Origin of the sequence: Mesorhizobium sp. Root157, assembly GCF_001427385.1 — a bacterium.
Classification (GTDB): domain Bacteria; phylum Pseudomonadota; class Alphaproteobacteria; order Rhizobiales; family Rhizobiaceae; genus Mesorhizobium.
The window spans coordinates 124,858-144,106 of the sequence record NZ_LMGJ01000037.1; the positions used below are offsets into that span (position 1 = coordinate 124,858).

At 63.4% G+C, this 19,249-nt stretch carries 18 protein-coding genes; 9 read left to right on the plus strand and 9 right to left on the minus strand.

Annotated elements, in window-relative coordinates; all coding sequences use genetic code 11:
- The first annotated feature begins 21 nt into the window (after nt 1-21).
- Both ASD64_RS18970 and ASD64_RS18975 read left to right on the plus strand, forming a co-directional pair.
- Complete coding sequence (locus tag ASD64_RS18970) at nt 22-384, plus strand: nuclear transport factor 2 family protein (RefSeq protein WP_056108543.1); 363 nt, start codon at nt 22-24, stop codon at nt 382-384.
- A gap of 12 nt (nt 385-396) precedes the next feature.
- Nucleotides 397-711: a hypothetical protein gene (locus tag ASD64_RS18975; RefSeq protein ID WP_056108413.1), complete on the plus strand. Its 315-nt coding sequence runs from the start codon at nt 397-399 to the stop codon at nt 709-711.
- Between the two features lie 85 nt (nt 712-796).
- On the opposite strand, the gene ASD64_RS18980 is transcribed toward ASD64_RS18975, so the two are convergent.
- The 8 genes from ASD64_RS18980 to ASD64_RS19015 form a co-directional block, all read right to left on the minus strand.
- Nucleotides 797-1,282: an ester cyclase gene (locus tag ASD64_RS18980; RefSeq protein ID WP_056108415.1), complete on the minus strand. Its 486-nt coding sequence runs from the start codon at nt 1,280-1,282 to the stop codon at nt 797-799.
- 181 nt (nt 1,283-1,463) lie between these two features.
- Nucleotides 1,464-2,891, minus strand: a complete 1,428-nt coding sequence (locus ASD64_RS18985) for a gamma-aminobutyraldehyde dehydrogenase (protein ID WP_056108546.1) — start codon at nt 2,889-2,891, stop codon at nt 1,464-1,466.
- A gap of 101 nt (nt 2,892-2,992) precedes the next feature.
- Nucleotides 2,993-3,808, minus strand: a complete 816-nt coding sequence (locus ASD64_RS18990; protein WP_056108417.1) for an ABC transporter permease — start codon at nt 3,806-3,808, stop codon at nt 2,993-2,995.
- On the minus strand, nt 3,798-4,760 hold the full coding sequence (locus ASD64_RS18995) for an ABC transporter permease (protein WP_413813619.1): 963 nt from the start codon (nt 4,758-4,760) through the stop codon (nt 3,798-3,800). The genes ASD64_RS18990 and ASD64_RS18995 overlap by 11 nt, the downstream gene beginning before the upstream one ends.
- Before the next feature lie 2 nt (nt 4,761-4,762).
- Nucleotides 4,763-5,761, minus strand: a complete 999-nt coding sequence (locus tag ASD64_RS19000) for an ABC transporter ATP-binding protein (RefSeq protein ID WP_056108423.1) — start codon at nt 5,759-5,761, stop codon at nt 4,763-4,765.
- A 138-nt stretch (nt 5,762-5,899) separates the two neighbouring features.
- Entirely contained in the window at nt 5,900-7,060 is a 1,161-nt protein-coding gene (locus ASD64_RS19005; protein WP_056108426.1) for an ABC transporter substrate-binding protein, read from the minus strand.
- A gap of 130 nt (nt 7,061-7,190) precedes the next feature.
- Complete coding sequence (locus ASD64_RS19010; RefSeq protein ID WP_056108429.1) at nt 7,191-8,102, minus strand: LysR family transcriptional regulator; 912 nt, start codon at nt 8,100-8,102, stop codon at nt 7,191-7,193.
- 45 nt (nt 8,103-8,147) lie between these two features.
- Nucleotides 8,148-8,684, minus strand: a complete 537-nt coding sequence (locus ASD64_RS19015) for a TetR/AcrR family transcriptional regulator (RefSeq protein ID WP_056108550.1) — start codon at nt 8,682-8,684, stop codon at nt 8,148-8,150.
- Between the two features lie 124 nt (nt 8,685-8,808).
- Between ASD64_RS19015 and ASD64_RS19020 the strand changes: the two genes are divergently transcribed.
- Both ASD64_RS19020 and ASD64_RS19025 read left to right on the plus strand, forming a co-directional pair.
- Nucleotides 8,809-9,978: an efflux RND transporter periplasmic adaptor subunit gene (locus ASD64_RS19020; protein WP_056108432.1), complete on the plus strand. Its 1,170-nt coding sequence runs from the start codon at nt 8,809-8,811 to the stop codon at nt 9,976-9,978.
- Nucleotides 9,975-13,055 carry an efflux RND transporter permease subunit gene (locus ASD64_RS19025; RefSeq protein WP_056108434.1) on the plus strand — a complete coding sequence of 1,027 codons (3,081 nt, stop codon included), beginning with the start codon at nt 9,975-9,977 and terminating at the stop codon, nt 13,053-13,055. Before ASD64_RS19020 ends, ASD64_RS19025 begins: the two co-directional genes overlap by 4 nt.
- A gap of 206 nt (nt 13,056-13,261) precedes the next feature.
- On the opposite strand, the gene ASD64_RS19030 is transcribed toward ASD64_RS19025, so the two are convergent.
- A complete protein-coding gene (locus tag ASD64_RS19030; protein ID WP_056108437.1) occupies nt 13,262-13,735 on the minus strand; it encodes a VOC family protein in 474 nt (157 codons plus the stop codon).
- A gap of 265 nt (nt 13,736-14,000) precedes the next feature.
- Here ASD64_RS19030 and ilvD point away from each other — a divergent pair, with 265 nt between their 5' ends.
- The 5 genes from ilvD (at nt 14,001) to ASD64_RS19055 (ending at nt 19,227) form a co-directional block, all read left to right on the plus strand.
- The gene (ilvD, locus tag ASD64_RS19035) at nt 14,001-15,836 is read left to right on the plus strand and encodes a dihydroxy-acid dehydratase (protein WP_056108441.1); all 1,836 of its coding nucleotides are present in this window, start codon (nt 14,001-14,003) and stop codon (nt 15,834-15,836) included.
- 113 nt (nt 15,837-15,949) lie between these two features.
- Entirely contained in the window at nt 15,950-17,242 is a 1,293-nt protein-coding gene (locus ASD64_RS19040; RefSeq protein ID WP_056108443.1) for an amidohydrolase family protein, read from the plus strand.
- A 76-nt stretch (nt 17,243-17,318) separates the two neighbouring features.
- Nucleotides 17,319-17,576, plus strand: coding sequence for a hypothetical protein (locus ASD64_RS19045; protein WP_056108446.1), 258 nt, complete (start codon nt 17,319-17,321; stop codon nt 17,574-17,576).
- A gap of 136 nt (nt 17,577-17,712) precedes the next feature.
- On the plus strand, nt 17,713-18,621 hold the full coding sequence (locus ASD64_RS19050) for a DMT family transporter (protein ID WP_056108449.1): 909 nt from the start codon (nt 17,713-17,715) through the stop codon (nt 18,619-18,621).
- Nucleotides 18,622-18,732: 111 nt separating this feature from the next.
- A complete protein-coding gene (locus ASD64_RS19055; protein WP_056108450.1) occupies nt 18,733-19,227 on the plus strand; it encodes a GAF domain-containing protein in 495 nt (164 codons plus the stop codon).
- Nucleotides 19,228-19,249: the final 22 nt, after the last annotated feature.

The following is a 19,249-nucleotide window of genomic DNA, read 5'->3' on the forward strand; positions in this document are numbered from 1 at the left end:
ATGGGCCAACAGGAGGATGCGATGCTTCAGACAAAGGACGCCGTGAACAGCACGACCATCAGGAAGGCCATCGAAGGACGCGACGGAGCCATGCTCTCAGGTTTCTATGCCGACGACGCGGTGGTGCGGGTGATCGACCGTAACAATCCGCCCAGCAAGCCGCGCGAAATTCGCGGCAGGGCATCGATCACCACTTTCTGGGACGACATCTGCAGCCGCGCCATGAGCCACAAGGTCGAATCCACGGTGACCGAGGGCGACCGGCTCGCCTTCACCGAGGACTGCGCCTATCCGGACGGCACCAGGGTCTATTGCGCGACGGTGGTCGAGCTGAAGAACGGCCGCATCGCGCGCCAGACCGTCGTTCAGGCCTGGGACGAGTGAGGGAGGCCGAGCATGTTCAGCGCCAGATGGCAGATCGACGCCAAGTTCGGTCACAAGCAGACAGTGCTGGAACTGTTGCACAAATGGGAGCGCGACATCGGCTCCCAAGCCGGCATCGAAGACCTCAAGTTCAGGATCATGACCGGCTCGATCGGCGCCCGCGAAGCGACGATCGAAACGCACCACGAGGCAGAGAGCCTGGCCCGGCTGGAGGAGTTCTTCGCCAGGATCGCCAAGATCGACGCCCATGCCAAGTGGGGCAAGGAAATGGAGCCCTATGTCGTATCGGGCACCAGCCTGTGGAACATATTCCGCATCGTTGAGTAGCCAGAGCATCGGCAATTCCGATGCTCAAACAAGGAAACGGATCGCCGCCGGCGCAATTTATCGCGCCGGCGGCGGCAAGGAATGGCTACATCAGCCCAAGCTGCTTGTAGAAGCCGAGCGCATCGTAATAGTCGTTTTGAGCGGCGATCTTGCCGTCCTTGACCGTGAACAGCGATGCGCCGGTGAACGAGAACGTCTTGCCGGTCGCCTTCGTGCCGTCGGCCCAGTCGCCGCTATTGGTGCCGGAAAATTCCCATTCGAACGAGACGCGGTCGCCCTGCGCCACCGGCTCGCCCTTCATCTTCCAGACGGCATCTGGAACGGCGTTGAGGAAATTGTCGATGACATTTGTCTTGGCGGCATCCTTTCCCTTCACCGGCGTGCCGACCGAAGCGTCGTAGTAGGTCACGTCGTCGGCAAAATAACTGGCGGCCTTGGCCGAATCGTGGGCGTTCCAGGCGGCGAGATAGGCATCGACAACCGCCTGCGAGGTGTCTTGCGCGAAGGCCGGTCGTGTGGCCAAAACGGCTGCTGTGGCTGCTGCGGATATCAGGAACTGGCGGCGTTGCATGTTCGTTCCTCCCATGTTGAACGGCCAATCGTCCCTTCTCCCCTTATGAAAGAAGGCGGCCGAGCGAAGAAAGGTCGGGCGAGAGGCCTCGGTCACAACCTGCCTCTCACCCGGATCGCCAACCTCGCCGCAACGCGGCTCGAGGCGATCCGGACTCTCCCGCAAGGGGAGAGGTCAAGCATCACCCATGCGCGATCATGACGTGACGGACGGCGGTGTAATCCTCCAATGCGTAGAGGGACATGTCCTTGCCGTAGCCGGACTGCTTCAGGCCGCCATGCGGCATCTCGTTGGTCAGCATGAAATGGGTGTTGATCCAAGTACAGCCATATTGCAGCTGCGCCGCCGTCGCCATGGCGCGCGACACGTCCTTCGTCCATACCGAGGATGCCAGGCCGTAGTCGCTGTCGTTGGCCCAGGCCACCGCCTCGTCCGTATCGGAAAAGCGCGTCACCGATACCACCGGCCCGAACACCTCGCGCCGCACGATCTCGTCTTCCTGAAGCGCGCCCGCCACCACGGTCGGCTGGTAGTAGAAGCCCGAACCGTCGCCCGGCTTGCCGCCGGTGGTGATCTCGATGTGCTTGAGTTCCGAAGCCCGCTCGACGAAGCTCGACACACGGTCGCGCTGGCGGCGCGAGATCAGCGGGCCGATCTCGTTTTCGGTGTCGTCGGACTGGTTGTACTTGATGGTCGAGACTGCCGACGACAGGTCGGCGACCAGCCTGTCGTAGACCTTCTTGCCGGCATAGATGCGGCAGGCTGCCGTGCAGTCCTGGCCGGCATTGTAATAACCGAAGGCGCGCAGGCCGTTCACCACCGCGTCGATATCGGCGTCATCGAACACGATGACCGGCGCCTTGCCGCCCAGTTCCAGATGTGTGCGTTTCACCGATTTGGCGGCGGCCTGCAGCACCTTCTTGCCGGTGGCGACGTCGCCGGTGATCGAGATCATGTTGACCTTGGGGTGGTTGATCAGCGGGCTGCCGACGCTTTCACCTCGGCCGAGCACGACATTGACCACGCCTTCCGGCAGGATATCGGCCAGGACGCGCGCCAGTTTCAGCGCCGTCAGCGGCGTCTGCTCGGACGGCTTGAAGACGACGGTGTTGCCGCCGGCAATGGCCGGCGCCAGCTTCCAGGCCATCATCATCAGCGGATAGTTCCACGGCGCGATGGAAGCGACGATGCCGATCGGGTCGCGGCGGACCATGGATGTGTGGCCGGGCAGGTATTCGCCGGCAACCTGGCCGGGCATGGTTCGTACTGCGCCGGCAAAAAAGCGGTAGCAGTCGACGATGGCCGGTATCTCGTCGTTCAGCACGGCGTTGATCGGCTTGCCGCAGTTCAGCGCTTCAAGCGCTGCGAATTCGTTGGCTTCGGCTTCGATGCGGTCGGCGATCTTCAACAGATAGCCGGCGCGCTGGCCAGGCGTGGTGCGCGACCACGAGACGAACGCCTTTTCGGCCGCAGCAACGGCTGCGTCGATCTGCGCGGTGCTGGCTTCGGGCAGGTTCAGGATTGTCTCGCCCGTCCTCGGGTTGAGGATCGGTTCCTCGTCTTCGGTGCCTTTCTGGAATTTCGCGCCGATCAGCATCTCGGTGTGCATGGAACTCTCCTTCATGGAAGCGGGTAGATGATAGCGAAGAGCGGCCAGCTTTAGGTCGTTGTTCCCGGTTCGCTATTCGCCAATCCCTATTCGCTGGGTTTTCATTTGCCCGACCCGGCGATCTGGTCGCCGTCGCGGGTGAGGTAGTAGGCAAGCAGGATGGGCAAGAGCGTCACCAGCACCACCACCATGGCCACGACATTGGTGACCGGGCGCTGGCGCGGCCGGATCAGTTCCTCCAGCATCCAGATCGGCAGCGTCTGCTGCTGGCCGGCGGTGAAGGTGGTGACGATGACCTCGTCGAACGACAGCGCAAAGGCCAGCATGCCGCCGGCAAGCAAAGCCGTTGCGATATTGGGCAGCACGACGTGGCGAAAGGTCTGGAAGCCGTCGGCGCCGAGGTCCATCGAGGCCTCGATCATCGAGCCGGAGGTGCGGCGGAAGCGGGCGACGGCGTTGTTGTAGACCACCACGACGCAGAAGGTGGCGTGGCCGAGAATGATCGTCCAGAACGAGAACGGAATTTCGGTCAGCGCGAAGGCCGAGCGCAGCGCGATGCCGGTGATGATGCCGGGCAGCGCGATGGGCAGGATGACCAGCAGCGAAATCGTCTCGCGGCCGAAGAATTTCGAGCGCGACACGGCGGCTGCGCACAGCGTGCCGAGGACAATGGCAATCGCGGTCGAGATGGCCGCGACCCTCACTGATAGCGACAGCGCCTCCCACACGTCGGGTCGATTCCACGTCACGGCAAACCACTGCGTGGTCAGGCCGGGCGGCGGCCACTGGTAGCTCTTTTCCTCGGTGGTGAAGGCGTAGACGAAGATCAACAGGATCGGCGCATGCAGGAAGACGAGGCCGAGGCCGGCGGCAATCTTCAGGCCGAGGGGTGACTTCTGGCTGCGGTCAGATCGCATCGAAGGCCCCCATGCGCTTGGCCATCCACAGATAGAGGCCCATGATGACGATCGGCACCACCGCGAAGGCGGCGGCCAGAGGAATGTTGCCCGCCGTGCCTTGCTGCGAGTAGACGGCCTGGCCGATGAACAGCCGCGAGGTACCGATGATCTGCGGGATGATGTAGTCGCCGAGCGTCAGCGAGAAGGTGAAGATCGAGCCGGCGACGATGCCCGGCAGCGCCAGTGGCAACAGCACGTTCCAGAACGTCTGCCGGGGCGAGGCACCAAGGTCGGACGAGGCTTCGACGAGGTTGCCGGGCACGCGTTCGAGTGCCGCCTGCATCGGCAGGATCATGAACGGCAGCCAGACATAGACGAAGACGATGAAGGTGCCGGTGAAGGAAACCGACAGCGAATTGCCGCCGACGATGGGCAGCGACAGCCACGCGTCGAGCAACCACAGAAGATTCAGCTTAGCCAGCACCCAGGTCAGGATGCCTTCCTTGGCGAGGATCAGCTTCCAGGCATAGACCTTGACCAGGTAGCTCGACCAGAGCGGCAGCATCACCGCGAGATAGAACAGCGCCTTCCAGCGGCCGCGCGCATAGCGGGCGGCATAATAGGCGATGGGAAAGGCGACCGCGATGGAGGCCAGCGTCACCGCGGCCGCCATGGTGACGGTGCGCAAGATGATGTCGAGATTGGCGGCTTGCAGCAGGTCGCCATAGGTCTTCAGCGTGAATTCGCGGTTGATGAGGCCGGAAAACTCGTCGATCGAGAAGAAGCTCTGCAAAAGCAGCGCAAACAGCGAGCCGATATAGACGACGCCAAGCCACAGCACCGGCGGCAAAAGCATGAGAATCAATAGCAGCTTCGGCTTGCGCCAGAAGGCGTCCGACAAGACGCCGCGAATGCCGCCGGCCGCTGGGAGGATGGCCGGGGCGACGCGATATGAATTGGCGGTGGACATGCTCATCCCGCCTCGTCCATCAGATGAAGCTGGTCGCGGTTGAAGGTCAGCACCAGCGCCTCGCCTTCTTCCGGCAGCTTGGTGCCGGCGGGCACCACGGCGTGCAGCCTCAATCCGTCGGCATCGAGCGCCAGCCGTGTCGTGGCGCCAAGATAGTTGGCCGAAACCAGCCGCGCCGAAACGCCGTCGCCGCGCGTCGCCTTGCCGACGCGGATCGCCTCCGGTCTCAGGCTGCCCCAGCGGTGCTGGCCGGAATAGCGCTGGACGAAATCCGGCGGCAGGACGTTGGACGAGCCGACGAAATCGGCGACGAAGCGCGTGCTGGGCCGTTCGTAGATGTCCTGCGGCGTACCGACCTGCATGATCTTGCCGTCGTTGAACACCGCGACCCGGTCCGCCATCGACAGGGCCTCGCCCTGGTCGTGGGTGACGAAGATGAAGGTGATGCCCAGTGCCTTCTGCAGCGCCTTGAGTTCCTCCTGCATGTTCTCGCGCAGCTTGAGGTCGAGCGCGCCGAGCGGCTCGTCCAGCAGCAGCACTTTCGGCTGGTTCACCAGCGCCCGCGCCAGTGCCACGCGCTGGCGCTGGCCGCCGGACAGCTGGCTGGGCCGCCGCCCGCCGAAGCCAGGAAGCCGGACAAGCGCCAGCGCCTCCTCGGCTGCCTTGTGGCGTTCGGCCTTGCCGATCCCCTTGACCATCAGGCCGTAGGCGACGTTGTCCAGGATGTTCAGGTGCGGGAACAGTGCATAGTCCTGGAACACGGTATTGACGTTGCGCCGATAGGGCGGAACGCCTTCGGCGCGCTCGCCGAAGATCGAAATCGAACCGGCGGTCGGCTGCTCGAAGCCGGCGATCAGCCGCAGACACGTCGTCTTGCCAGAGCCGGACGGTCCCAGCATGGCGAAGAACTCGCCCGGCGCCACGTCCAGGTCGACCGCGTCCACGGCCTTCACCTTGCCGAAATGACGCGAGACTTTCTGGAAGGAAACAGCAGAGGTCATGGGTCAGGTCTCGATTTCATGATCGCAGTACCGCGTCTCTTTCAGCACCGCTCATGCGGCCTCGCTGCGAGGTCGGCTGAGCGGGCTGAAAGGCGCGTGACGGCAATTCAGCTGCCGCCACGCCGGTCAGGCGCTCGCTCAGCGCCCGCCGATGACGCCGATATAGTCGGACACCCAGCGGTAGTAGGGCACGCACTGGTTGTCCTGGCTGGCGCACTGCGTCACCGGCGTTTTCCAGAACTTGATCTTCTCGAAATTCTCGAAGCCGTTGGTGGCGCAGCCTTCGTCGGTCAGAAGTTCGTTGCCCTTACAGGCTGCCGGCACGACCGGCACAGAACCGAACCAGGCGGCGAGATCGCCCTGCACTTTCGGCTTCAGCGAGTGTTCCATCCACATATAGGCGCAGTTGGGGTGCTCGGCATCGACATGCAGCATGGTGGTGTCGGCCCACCCGGTCGCACCTTCCTCGGGCACCGTCGAGGCGATCGGCTGCTTGGCCGCAATCAGCGTGTTGACCTGATACGGCCAGGAACTGGAGGCGACGACACCCTCGTTCTGGAAGTCGTCGACCTGTATCGCGGCATCGTGCCAATAGCGGCCGACCAGCGTGCGCTGCGTGCGCAAGAGGTCGAGTGCCGCCTTGTACTGGTCCTCGTTCAGTTCGTAGGGATCCTTGATGCCGAGTTCAGGCTTGTGCGCCATCAGGTAGTTGGCGGCATCGGCAATGTAGATCGGCCCGTCATAAGCCTGCACGCGGCCCTTGTTCGACTTGCCGTCGGACAGCGTCTGCTCCTCGAAGACGACGTTCCAGCTCTTCGGCGCTTCCTTGAAGATGTCGGTATTGTACATCAGCACGTTCGGTCCCCACTGATAGGGCACGCCGTAATGAACGCCGTTGACCGTGTACCAGGGCGCATTCTGCAGCCGCTCGTCCACCGTCTTCCAGCTTGCAATGAGATCGACATTGACCGGCTGCACGCGCTTGCCGGCCACAAGGCGCAGCGAGGCGTCGCCGGAGGCGGTGACCAGGTCGAAGCCGCCCTCGTTCATCAGCGCCACCATTTCGTCGGAGGTGGCGGCGGTCTTGATGGAGACCTTGCAGCTGGTCTCCTTTTCGAAATCGCTCACCCAGTCGTAGGCCTTGTCGGTTTCGCCGCGCTCGACATAGCCCGGCCAGGCCACGATCGAGAGCGCGCCTTCGCCCGGCCCGATCTCCTTCAGCGCCTCCTGTGCGGCGGCTTGCCCGACGAAGGCCAGCGCCACAGTGAGAGCCGTGCATGATTTCAGAAATGACTGCATGGTCGATCCTCCCGTTTCGAAAGGGGCTGCTCGTCCATGGCCTCCCCCTTTTAAAGAGGGTGTCCTGAAAGCTGCGGTTTCGCAAATTCATTTATCAGAAAGGCGATATCGGTTTTTCCGATATCGTTGGTCAAGGCCGTTGCCGCACCGTGCGTTGCGACTGGGCGATGCCGATGAAGTCGCGGGCGGCTTGCGACAGGCCGGAGCCGCGCCGCCACACCATGCCGACCTGCACCACCGGCAGCGAGCCCGATACGTCGCGGGATTCGATGCGGTCGCCTTCCAGCGACCACGGCCGGTAAACCAGGTCGGGCAAGAGCGCCACGCCGGCGCCGGTGGCGACCAGGCTGCGCACGGCTTCCACCGAGCGGGTGCGGAACGCGACATGCGGCTTGGCGCCGATGGCCGCCAAGAGCTTGCCGGTGTTCTCCTCGATCTCGTCCACGGTCAGCATGATCAGCGGCTCGCCGGCGATGTCGCCGATACCGATGATGTCGGCTGCCGCAAGGGGATGGCCGAGCGGCAGCCACAGCCGGTAGGCCGAGACTTCGAGGATTTCCGATTGCAGCGCGGTGCGGTCGCGCAAATTGGAGGTGACCATGACGGCGACGTCGAGCTTGCCGCCGACCAAAAGGTGCTCGAGATAATCGCCATTGTCCTCGATGGCCGAGATTTCCACCGCCGGGTTGGCGCGGCGGTAGCGGGCAAGCAGGTCCGACAGCACGTAGCCGGCCACCATCGAGGTGACGCCGAGCTGCAGCCGCCCAGGCACAGCCGCCTGCGCGCCGAAAAAGGCGCGGCGGGCGTCGGAGACGCCGGACAGGATCTTGGTTGCGTGACGCAGGAACTGGTGGCCCTTGTGGGTGATGTTCAGCCCGCGCGAATGGCGCTCGAACAATTCGACGCCGAGATCGTGCTCCAGTTCCTTGATTGCCTCGGTCACCGACGACTGCGAGATCGACAGGTTCTGGGCAGCGCGCGACACCGTGCCTTGCTCGGCCACGGCAACGAAATACTGCAACTGCCTCAAGGTGAACGCCATGAGATTGAATAAGCATGGCTGCAGCCAAACTGCAAAGGGCGCCCTCTATCCGTTGGCGATCTCAAGCAGGGAATCGATAAGCACCTGCCGTTCGTCCTCGGCCAGCAGGCCGATCTCGAACAGGCTCAGGCTGCGCAATCCCTCCATTGCCAGATAGGTGACCAGCAGTGCCTTCAGGTTGGGCGTTTCCGCCTTCAACTGCGCGAAAAGCTGGCGTTTGAACGTCTTCAGCGGGGTCAGGAAATCAGGGTCTTCGGCGATGGCTGAAAATATCCATGACGCCGCGTCCTTGGTATCGTCGCATTCCTGCGCGGAAAGGCGAAGGTAGGTGGCCAGAAGGCTCTTGTCCGGCTCTTGCGCGCGCGCCGTTTCCATCGCCTGCTGGAAGTCGCCGAGATATTCCTCCACCAGCGCCTGCATCAGCTTTGCCTTGCTGGGGAAGTTGTAGAGCAAGCCGCCTTTCGAGACGCCAGCCCGGCTGGCGACGGCCTCCAGCGACAGGTTGCCGGGGCCTGCCTCGCGGGCCACGTCGGCTGCCGCCGCCAGAATTTTTTCGCGAGAGTTTGACTTTTTTATTTTCATGATGACTCCATCGCGAAGCATAGACCCAATTGACAATACCGTCCAGACGGTACAGTAAAGAGTCAGATCGAGGCGCCCCGGCGTCCGCTTGCCCTATTGTCATAGCCGACCGAAAGGATCACCCGTGATCAAGCGCTTCCTCATCGCTTTCGTCCTGCTCGTGCTTGTTTGCGGCGGTATCGTCGGTTTCAACCTGTTCCGCGACAAGGCGATCAGCGACTTCTTCGCCAACATGCCGGTGGTCCCGCTTGCCGTCTCCACGGTCAAGGTCGAGCCTGTCACCTGGACGCCGGGCATCGAGGCCATCGGCACCGTTTCGGCGGCGCGCGGCGTCGATCTGACCGTGGAAACGACCGGCATCGTCAAGGACATCCTGTTCAAGGCAAACGACCGTGTCGAGCAGGGGCAGCCCTTGGTGCGCCTCGATGACGCCGTTCAGCAGGCCGATCTTGCCGCTGCCAGGACACAGGCTGCATTGGATAGGCAGGCGCTCGACCGCGCGCTGGCCTTGCAGGAGCGCGGTGTCGGCAGCGATGCCACGCTCGATGCGGCGCGCGCTGCGTCCTCGGCCTCGGTCTCGCAGGTCGCCAAACTGCAGGCGGTGCTCGACCAGAAGCTTCTCAAGGCGCCGTTTTCCGGCACCATCGGCATTCCGAGGATCGATGAGGGCCAGTATGTCGCGCCGGGCAATGCGGTTGCCACATTGCAGGACATCGACACCATGCGCACCGACTTCACCGTTCCGGAACAGCGCTTCGGCGAGTTGAAGATCGGCCAGCCGGTTCGCTTCGGCCTCACGTCCGACGATCTGCCCTATGAGGGCAAGATCATCGGCATCGACCCCAAGATCGATCCGGTCAGCCGCCTGGTATCGGTGCGCGCCGAAGTGAGCAATCCCGACGGTCGCCTCAGCCCCGGCCAGTTCCTGCAGGTTCGCGTCGACCTGCCGAAGGAAGACAACGTCATCGCCGTGCCGCAGACGTCGCTGGTGAGCAGTCTCTACGGTGATTTCGTCTATGTCGTCCGTCCGTCCGAAAAGCCGAAGGCGGATGCCGCCGCTCCGGCGACTGCGGGTGAGGCGGCTGCCCAGCCTGCCGAACCGGCGCTCACAGCCACGCAGATATTCGTCAAGGCGGGCAGACGCTCGGATGGCCGCGTCGAGATCGTCGACGGCATCAAGGCCGGTGAAGAGATCGTCACGGCTGGCCAGAACCGCCTGTCCAACGGCGCTCCCGTCAAGGTCGACAACACCGTCGACCCGGTTACGAAACTCGGCAAGGAGACGGCCGAATGAACTTCTCCGCGCTCTTCATCCGCCGGCCGGTGCTGGCGACAGTCGTCGCTCTGATGATCCTGCTGCTCGGCTTCCAGGGTCTGTTCAACCTGTCGGTGCGCCAGTACCCCAAGGTCGACGAAACCGTCATCACCATCACCACGATCTATGCCGGCGCCAGCCCGGATCTCATCCAGGGTTTCGTCACCGCGCCGATTGCGGCGGCGGTCGCGACCACCGAAAACATCGATTACGTGACCTCGCAAAGCACGCCGTCGGCCAGCGTCGTCTCCGTGCAGATGAAGCTCGGTTCCAATCCTGACACCGCTTTGACGGAAGTCATGTCGAAGGTGCAGGAGGTGCGCGGGCAATTGCCGGCGGACGCCAAGGATCCGACCATCGTCAAGGGAACCGGCCAGCAGTTCGCCATCATGTATATGGCGCTGCAAAACCCCAACATGACCGCCGAGCAGCTCACCGAGTATATCGAGCGCGTTATCCGCCCGCGCGTCTCGACCATCGAGGGCGTGGCGCAGGTCCAGGTGCTGGGGGCCGCGAACTATTCGATGCGGGTCTGGATCGATCCGATCCGGCTGGCGGCGCGGGGCCTCACCGCGGCGGAAGTGCTGGCGGCGATCAACAGCTCCAACTTCCTCGCCGCTCCCGGCAAGACCCAGAACGAATACGTCGCCTATTCGATCACGCTGAAATCGACGCTCCAGACTCCGGAATCCTTCGGCGCGCTGCCGTTGAAATCCGATGGCGACAGCGTCGTGCGCCTGCGCGACGTAGCCAAGGTCGAACTGGCCGCGGCCGATACCGACACGCGGGTTTCCTTCAACGGCCAGCCCGGAACCTTCATCGGCATCTTTCCGACACCGTCCGCCAACCCGCTGGACACTTCTGAAGCCGTGCTTGGCGAATTGCCTGCCATCCAGGCGAGCCTGCCGCACGGCATGACCATGGAACTGGTCTACGATGCGACCGAGCAGATCGGCGCATCGATCGACGAGGTGTTCAAGACCATCGCCGAAGCGGTCGTCATCGTCGTCCTGGTCATTCTGCTCTTCCTCGGCTCCCTGCGCTCGGTGCTGATGCCGGTCGTCACCATTCCGCTTTCGTTGATCGGCGTGTGCTTCTTCCTGTTCCTGATGGGCTACTCGATCAACCTTCTGTCATTGCTGGCCATGGTTTTGGCCATCGGCCTGGTCGTCGACGACGCCATCGTGGTGGTTGAAAACATTCACCGCCACATGGAGGAAGGCATGGACCCCATGCCGGCGGCCTTCACCGGCATGCGGGAGATCGCCGGACCGGTCGTTTCCATGACCATCACGCTGGCTGCGGTGTTCGCGCCGCTCGCCTTCACCGGCGGCCTCACCGGCTCGCTGTTTCGCGAATTCGCGCTGACGCTCGCCGGGGCAGTCGTCATTTCGGGCTTCGTGGCGCTGACCGTCACGCCGATGATGGCGGCGCGTATCCTGAAGTCTGGTCATCAAAGCCGCTTTTCGGCGTTCGTCGACAACACCTTCGAGCGCATCGCCAATGGCTACGAGAAGCTGGTCTCGGGTTCGCTGAAATACCGGCCCGTCACCTTGATGATTGTTGTGGTGCTGATCGCAACGACCGGCTTCATGTTCATGAAGACGTCGACCGAGCTTGCGCCTGAAGAGGATCAGGGAGCCTTGTTTGCCCTGGTGACGGCCCCACGCTATGCGACGGCGGACTATCTCAATCTTTACACCGATCAGATTTACGATCTGACCAAGGACATTCCCGAAATCAGGGCGAGCTTCTCGGCGCTCGGGATGGGCGGCGCAACCAATACCGGCTTCTCCGTCTGGGCGTTCAAGGACTGGGCCGAGCGCACCCGTTCGCAAAAGGAACTACAGGCCGACATCCAGGGACGCCTGTCCAAGGTTGCCGGCGTGCAGGCCCTGGTCTTCGCCCCGCCCTCGCTGCCCGGCGCCGGTGGCGGCCTGCCGATCTCGATGGTCATCCAGTCCACCGGCGAACCTTCGCAGGTCTATGAGATCGCCGAGCAGATCAAGCAGAAGGCGCAGGCTTCGGGACGTTTCATCATCGTCCAGAACTCGCTTTCCTTCGACGCGCCACAGGTCACCATCACCATCGACCGCGACCGCGCCGCGGCGCTCAATATCCCGATCCGCGATATCGGCACCACGCTTGGCCTGCTGGTCGGCGGCGCGGAAGTGGCGCAGTTCGACCGCGATTCCAACAGCTACGACATCATCCCGCAGGTGCCTCGGGAATTTCGCGACAACCCCGCCCGCCTCGGCGAGTTCTTCGTGCGCAGTTCAACCGGCCAGATGGTGCCGCTCTCGGCGGTGGTCAACATCTCGACCAATGCCTCGCCGGCCTCGATCGAGCAGTTCAACCAGTTGAACTCGGCGACGATCTCGGCGCTGCCGCTTCCCGGCGTCACCACTGGCACCGGCTTGCAGACCATCGAGGAGATTGCGGCTCCGCTGCTGCCGAGCGGTTTCTTCACCGATTATTCGGGCCAGTCGCGGCTGGAGAAGGATCAGGGCAACACCATCCTGATCGCCTTCGCGCTTGCCGTGGTCGTCATCTATCTGGTGCTGGCGGCGCAGTTCGAAAGTTTCCGCGATCCGCTCATCATCATGATGTCGGTGCCGCTGTCGATCTTCGGCGCCATCATCCCGCTCAACCTCGGGCTTGGCACCCTCAACATCTACACCCAGGTCGGCCTGATCACGCTGATCGGCCTGATCACCAAGCACGGCATCCTGCTGGTGGAATTCGCCAACCAGCAGCGCGAGGAACATGGGCTGACCCGGGTGCAGGGCATCGTTGCCTCGGCCAAGGTTCGCCTGCGTCCGATCCTGATGACGACGGCGGCGATGGCGCTGGGCGTCGTGCCGCTGATCACGGCGGCGGGTGCAGGTGCCGCGGCCCGCTACTCGATGGGTCTGGTCATTTTCTCCGGCATCCTCATCGGCACGACATTCACCTTGTTCGTGGTGCCGATGTTCTACACCTTCCTTGCCCGCAAGGACGTCGCCGTGCCGGTCAGCGAAACGATGCCAGCGGCCGAACCTGCCGCGCAACACTAGAGCATCGGACCGAAAGTGGAAACCGGTTTTCGGAAAATCCGATGTTAAAACAAAGTGCCAGAGCGTCCTTTGTGCGTCCGAAAGGACGCACGGCGCTGCAAACGCAAACGAAAAAGCGGCGGAGAAATCCGCCGCTTTTTTTTGGGGAGAAGGGCTGGGCCGCAACTCCGGGCAAAAACCGGGGCCGGCTTTCCTGGGGGGGTGCTCTACCCCCGCGCCGCTTCCTCGATCTTGGCGACGTCGATCTTGACCATCTTCATCATCGCCTGCATCACGCGGCCTGCTTTGGCCTTGTCGGGATCGTTCAGCAGCTTCGGAAGCACGTCCGGCACCACTTGCCATGAAACGCCGAACTTGTCCTTCAGCCAGCTGCATGCGACCTCCTTGCCGCCGTCGGCGGTCAATGCGTTCCAGTAGTGATCGACTTCCTCCTGCGACTTGCAGTCGATGGACAGCGAGATCGCTTCGTTGAACTTGTGCTCGGGACCGCCGTTCAGCGCCTGGAACGTCTGTCCATCGAGTTCGAACGTCACCAGAAGCACGCTGCCTTGCTTTTCCGGGGCCTCCTTGCCCCAGCGCAGGATCTGGCCCGCCTTGGCGTTCCTGAAGATCGAGACGTAAAAATTCATCGCCTCTTCGGCCTGGCCGTCGAACCACAGGCACGGTGTGATTTTCTGCATCGTCGTCTCCTCGGTGTGAACTGCGTTGGCTACAATTTCTCGGTCTGGCCGGACGGCGTTCTTGGCCGCCGTTGGTTTAAAGACGGCTCTGTCAGGCTCCATCCGACATCGGCCTTGAAAAATCGCCCGGCAGGCTGCGCCGCAGATCCTAAACTGGCGCAGCGCAAAAGCGTGGCAACAGGAAAAGATGGCGTGTATAACGCTTGCGACCTATTTTGATGGAGCGGCGCGACTGCACGCCCCCCTAAAGCCAAGGACAGTTTGAATGCCTCCCTATCGTTCACGCACGACCACCCATGGCCGCAACATGGCCGGCGCGCGCGGCCTGTGGCGCGCCACCGGCATGAAGGACGGCGATTTCGGCAAGCCGATCATTGCCGTGGTGAACTCCTTTACCCAGTTCGTGCCCGGCCACGTCCATCTGAAGGACCTCGGCCAGCTTGTCGCCCGCGAGATCGAGAAGGCGGGCGGCGTCGCCAAGGAATTCAACACCATCGCGGTCGACGACGGCATCGCCATGGGCCATGACGGCATGCTCTATTCACTGCCGTCGCGCGAGATCATCGCCGACTCGGTCGAGTACATGGTCAACGCGCATTGCGCCGACGCCATGGTCTGCATCTCCAATTGCGACAAGATCACGCCCGGCATGCTGATGGCGTCGCTGCGCCTCAACATCCCGACCGTGTTCGTTTCCGGCGGCCCGATGGAGGCCGGCAAGGTGGTGCTCGCCGGCAAGACCCAGGCGCTCGATCTGGTCGACGCCATGGTGGCGGCGGCAGACGACGCCGTCTCCGACGAGGATGTCCAGGCCATCGAGCGCTCGGCCTGCCCGACCTGCGGTTCGTGCTCGGGCATGTTCACCGCCAATTCGATGAACTGCCTGACCGAGGCGCTCGGGCTGTCTCTGCCCGGCAACGGCTCGACGCTCGCCACCCACGCCGACCGCAAGCGCCTGTTCGTGGAAGCCGGCCACCTGATCGTCGATCTTGCCCAGCGCTACTACGAGCAGGACGACGAGACCGCTCTGCCGCGCACCATCGCCTCCAAGGGTGCGTTCGAAAATGCCATGACCCTCGACATCGCCATGGGCGGCTCCACCAACACCGTGCTGCACATCCTTGCCGCGGCGCATGAAGGCGAGATCGATTTCGACCTCGCCGACATCGACGCCCTGTCGCGCCGCGTTCCTTGCCTGTGCAAGGTGGCGCCGGCCAAGTCCGACGTCCACATGGAAGACGTGCACCGCGCCGGCGGCATCATGGCCATTCTGGGCCAACTCGACCGCGCCGGCCTCATCAACCGCGACCTGCCCACCGTGCATACGGCAACCATCGGCCAGGCCATCGAGCATTGGGATATTTCCTCGACGACAAGCCAGAAAGTGCGCGACTTCTATCTCGCCGCCCCCGGCGGCGTGCCGACCCAGGTAGCTTTCAGTCAGGACCGTCGCTGGGATGACCTCGACACGAACCGCGAAACAGGCGTCATCCGCTCGGCCGAACATCCCTTCTCCAAGGACGGCGGGCTTGCCGTGCTCAAGGGCAACATCGCGCTCGACGGCTGCATCGTGAAAACCGCTGGCGTCGATGAATCGATCCTCAAATTCACCGGCCCGGCCCGGGTCTTCGAAAGCCAGGATTCCAGCGTACTCGCCATCCTCAACGGCAAGATCAAGCCGGGCGACGTGGTGGTGATCCGCTATGAAGGTCCGCGCGGCGGCCCCGGCATGCAGGAAATGCTCTATCCGACCAGCTACCTGAAGTCGAAGGGCCTCGGGAAAGTGTGCGCCTTGCTGACCGACGGGCGTTTTTCCGGCGGCACCTCGGGCTTGTCCATCGGTCACGTTTCGCCGGAAGCCGAGGAGGGCGGCCTGATCGGGCTGGTGCGCGAGGGCGACATCATCGAGATCGACATCCCCAACCGCACCATCAACCTCGCCGTCGACGAAGCCGAACTGGCCAGCCGCCGCGCAGCCCAGGATGCAGCGGGCTGGAAGCCCACGGAAGTGCGCAAGCGCAAGATCACGCAGGCGCTGCGCGCCTACGCGGCCTTCGCCACCAGCGCCGACAAGGGCGCGGTGCGCTACGTGCCGGAGTAAGAGGAACGCCGCTGGCCCGCGCTGTCTTCTCAGCCGGGCCGCAAGCGCTCGTGATAGGGTTTACGGCCCCTATCTCGGGGTATGGATTCCCGACCTAAACCAAGGGCTAGAAAATGGGCTTCGACCTCATCGTACGCGGCGGCACGCTGCCTGACGGTCGCGTCGCCGATATCGGCATCAAGGGTGAAACCATCACGGCAATCGAGCCGAAGCTCGACGCCGAAACCGGCACGGTGATCGACGCCACGGGCAACCTCGTTTCGCCGCCCTTCGTCGATCCGCATTTCCATATGGACGCGACGCTGTCCTACGGCCTGCCGCGCATCAATGCGTCGGGAACGCTGCTGGAGGGCATTGAACTGTGGGGCGAGTTGAAGCCCTTGCTCACCCACGAAGCGGTCAAGCAGCGCGCGCTCGCCTATTGCGACTGGGCGGTGTCGATGGGCCTGCTCGCCATCCGCACCCATGTCGACGTCTGTGACGACCGGCTGCTCGCCGTCGAAGCGCTGCTCGAGGTCAAGCAAGAAGTCGCGCCCTATATCGACCTGCAACTGGTCGCCTTCCCGCAGGACGGTTTTTACCGCTCGCCTACAGCCCGCGCGAATACCATTCGCGCTCTGGATAAGGGTGTCGAGATCGTCGGCGGTATTCCGCATTTCGAGCGTACCATGGCCGATGGCACCCGTTCCGTCACCGAACTGTGCGAGATCGCCGCCACACGCGGCCTGATGGTCGATATGCATTGTGACGAAACCGACGACCCCAATTCGCGCCACGTCGAGCAACTGGCCTATGAAGCGCAGCGCCTTGGCCTGCAAGGCAGGGTGACCGGTTCGCACCTCACCTCCATGCATTCCATGGACAATTACTACGTCTCCAAGCTGCTGCCGCTGATCGCCGAGGCTAACCTCTCGGTGATCCCCAACCCGCTCATCAACATCATGCTGCAAGGCCGCCACGACAGTTTTCCCAAGCGCCGCGGCCTGACGCGGGTGAAGGAGATGCAAGCGCTGGGCATCCGCGTCGGCTGGGGCCAGGACTGCGTGCTCGACCCGTGGTATTCGCTGGGCACCGCCGACATGCTCGACGTCGCCTTCATGGGCCTGCATGTGGCGCAGATGTCGTCGCCCGCCGACATGGCGAAATGCTTCGACATGGTGACCAACGTCAACGCCGCCATCATGGGGCTGGGCCATCTCGGCCTTGAAGTCGGCAAGCGCGCCAGCCTGGTCGTGCTCGATGCCGGAAACCCGATCGAGGCGATTCGGCTGCGCCCTGAGCGGCTCTGCGTCATCGCCCGCGGCAAGGTCGTGGCCGAGCGTGAAAGGCGGGAGACCAAACTGGCCATCTCCGGCCGCCCGGCCATGGTCAACCGACGCCACGTGCCACCGTCGCGCCCGGCATAGGTCTCGCCACGATCCTGCCCCAACATTGCGTCACGTTGAATTTATCCGACCCCATAACCCTCGCGGACCCTCGACAATGCGCCTGCTTGCCCCCCTCGCCATTGCTGCCCTTGCCCTCACGCTTGCCGGCTGCATGACGGCTGAGGAGCAGCGTGCCGCCGACGAGGCCAAATGCCGGTCCTACGGTTTCGAGCGCAACAACGACGCCTTCGCCGAATGCCTGCAGCGCATCGAACTCGACCGGCGCGCGGATATGCGCGAATTGCGCCGCGATCCGTTCTGGGAGCCTAGGGTCATCTACAGGCCGGTGGTCGTGCATCCGCCCGCAAAATAGCCGCCCGTTTCAGGCACGCCCTGTCCCAATCGAATTTCCTCGCCAATACGCCGCCATCCGGCTAGGTCGTGGCCGCAAGCACTTCCGCAACCGGCCTTCCCCGGCGGTTGAGCGGAGGATCACAGAGACACCGTCGATGCCCAAAATTCCGATCCGCAACATGCTCGTTGCCGGCATCCTGTTGATGCTGGCGGGCGACTTCATGTTCGCCCTCAACGACGCGATGGGCAAATGGCTGGTGGCGAGTTTTTCCGTCGGCCAGGTGGTGTTGGTCCGCTCGATCGGCTCCTTCATCATCCTCGGCCCGATGATCGCCCATCAAGGCGCGGCTAAGCTGTTCCACATGGATCGTCTCGGGCTGCAAATCCTGCGGGTTGTCGCCACCACGCTCGACACCGTTCTGTTCTATGCTGCCGTCGTCTATCTGCCGCTGGCCGACGTGATGAGTTTCTACATGGCCGGTCCGATCTATGTCGCCGCCATGTCGCATTTCCTGCTCGGCGAGAAGGTCGGCTGGCGCCGTTGGGCGGCGATTTCCATCGGCTTCTGCGGCGTGCTCATCATGTTGAAGCCGTCATCGGCCGCGTTCTCGCTGTCCTCGCTGTTTGCCCTGATCGGCAGCATTTCGTTCGCTGTCGGCCTCGTCCTCAACCGCAGCCTGCGCGGCACCAGCGACACCACGCTGGTCACCTGGCAGACCGTCGCCGCCGGTCTTGTCGCCGCAGTGATGGCCATCGGCAACTGGCACCCGGCGTCGGCATTCGACTACGGTGCCATGCTCCTGCTCGGCGTCGTCTCCGGCGCTGCCCATTTGATGATCACGCGGGCCTTGAAGCTCGCGCCCGCCTCGACGCTGGCGCCGTTGCACTACACGCTGCTCTTGTGGGCGGTGGTGTTCGGCGTGCTGTTCTTCAGCGATGTGCCCGGCCCCCGTATTCTTGTCGGCGCCGGCATCGTCGTTCTGGCCGGTCTGTTCATCTTCCACCGCCAGAAGGTCAAGGATACCGGAGTGCCGCCCGAAAATGTGCCGAAGGGCGTCAACTGAGGCTTCCGTCGCGCTGTTTCGAGGCGGTGCGGTCTGCCTCTTGTTCGAACGTCCGGTAAGGGCGTATCACCGCGTCAGGCCGGAGCCTTCATCCTTCGGCGGAGAAGAACCATGTTTGCAGCCCACGCCATCGACACCAGCGACAAGCCACGATTTTATCGCGAACTCGCGACCCAACTGGAGGGCCTGCTGACCGGCGAGAGCGATGCCATCGCCAACGCCGCCAACACCTCGGCGCTGCTGTTCCAGGCGATGCCGGACGTGAACTGGGCCGGTTTCTATTTCCTGCGCTCGCCCGACGAACTGGTCGTCGGCCCGTTCCAGGGCAAGCCTGCCTGCGTTCGAATCGCCGTCGGCCGTGGCGTGTGCGGCAGTGCGGTTGCCGAGCGCCGCTCGATCGTGGTCGAGGATGTCGCTGCCGTCGAAAACCACATCTTCTGCGACCCCGATTCGCGCTCCGAACTGGTCGTGCCGCTTGCCCGCGGCGGCGAAATCTTCGGCGTGCTCGACCTCGACAGCCCGACGCCGGGCCGTTTCGACGACGACGACCGGGCCGGCATCGAGCGGCTGGCCGAAATCTACGTTGCCGCTAGCGCCGCTTTCTGATTTCCTGCCGCCGGCTTGGCAT

Excerpts from the sequence above, each read along its gene's own strand:
- ASD64_RS19045 (WP_056108446.1), top strand. The coding sequence starts at position 17,319 with ATGCGCCTGCTTGCCCCCCTCGCCATTGCTGCCCTTGCCCTCACGCTT.
- ilvD (WP_056108441.1), top strand. The coding sequence starts at position 14,001 with ATGCCTCCCTATCGTTCACGCACGACCACCCATGGCCGCAACATGGCC.
- ASD64_RS18990 (WP_056108417.1), bottom strand. The coding sequence starts at position 3,808 with ATGCGATCTGACCGCAGCCAGAAGTCACCCCTCGGCCTGAAGATTGCC.
- ASD64_RS19010 (WP_056108429.1), bottom strand. The coding sequence starts at position 8,102 with ATGGCGTTCACCTTGAGGCAGTTGCAGTATTTCGTTGCCGTGGCCGAG.
- ASD64_RS19040 (WP_056108443.1), top strand. The coding sequence starts at position 15,950 with ATGGGCTTCGACCTCATCGTACGCGGCGGCACGCTGCCTGACGGTCGC.
- ASD64_RS18970 (WP_056108543.1), top strand. The coding sequence starts at position 22 with ATGCTTCAGACAAAGGACGCCGTGAACAGCACGACCATCAGGAAGGCC.
- ASD64_RS18980 (WP_056108415.1), bottom strand. The coding sequence starts at position 1,282 with ATGCAACGCCGCCAGTTCCTGATATCCGCAGCAGCCACAGCAGCCGTT.
- ASD64_RS18975 (WP_056108413.1), top strand. The coding sequence starts at position 397 with ATGTTCAGCGCCAGATGGCAGATCGACGCCAAGTTCGGTCACAAGCAG.
- ASD64_RS19030 (WP_056108437.1), bottom strand. The coding sequence starts at position 13,735 with ATGCAGAAAATCACACCGTGCCTGTGGTTCGACGGCCAGGCCGAAGAG.
- ASD64_RS19000 (WP_056108423.1), bottom strand. The coding sequence starts at position 5,761 with ATGACCTCTGCTGTTTCCTTCCAGAAAGTCTCGCGTCATTTCGGCAAG.
- ASD64_RS18995 (WP_413813619.1), bottom strand. The coding sequence starts at position 4,760 with ATGTCCACCGCCAATTCATATCGCGTCGCCCCGGCCATCCTCCCAGCG.
- ASD64_RS19055 (WP_056108450.1), top strand. The coding sequence starts at position 18,733 with ATGTTTGCAGCCCACGCCATCGACACCAGCGACAAGCCACGATTTTAT.
- ASD64_RS19025 (WP_056108434.1), top strand. The coding sequence starts at position 9,975 with ATGAACTTCTCCGCGCTCTTCATCCGCCGGCCGGTGCTGGCGACAGTC.
- ASD64_RS19050 (WP_056108449.1), top strand. The coding sequence starts at position 17,713 with ATGCCCAAAATTCCGATCCGCAACATGCTCGTTGCCGGCATCCTGTTG.
- ASD64_RS19005 (WP_056108426.1), bottom strand. The coding sequence starts at position 7,060 with ATGCAGTCATTTCTGAAATCATGCACGGCTCTCACTGTGGCGCTGGCC.
- ASD64_RS18985 (WP_056108546.1), bottom strand. The coding sequence starts at position 2,891 with ATGCACACCGAGATGCTGATCGGCGCGAAATTCCAGAAAGGCACCGAA.
- ASD64_RS19015 (WP_056108550.1), bottom strand. The coding sequence starts at position 8,684 with ATGAAAATAAAAAAGTCAAACTCTCGCGAAAAAATTCTGGCGGCGGCA.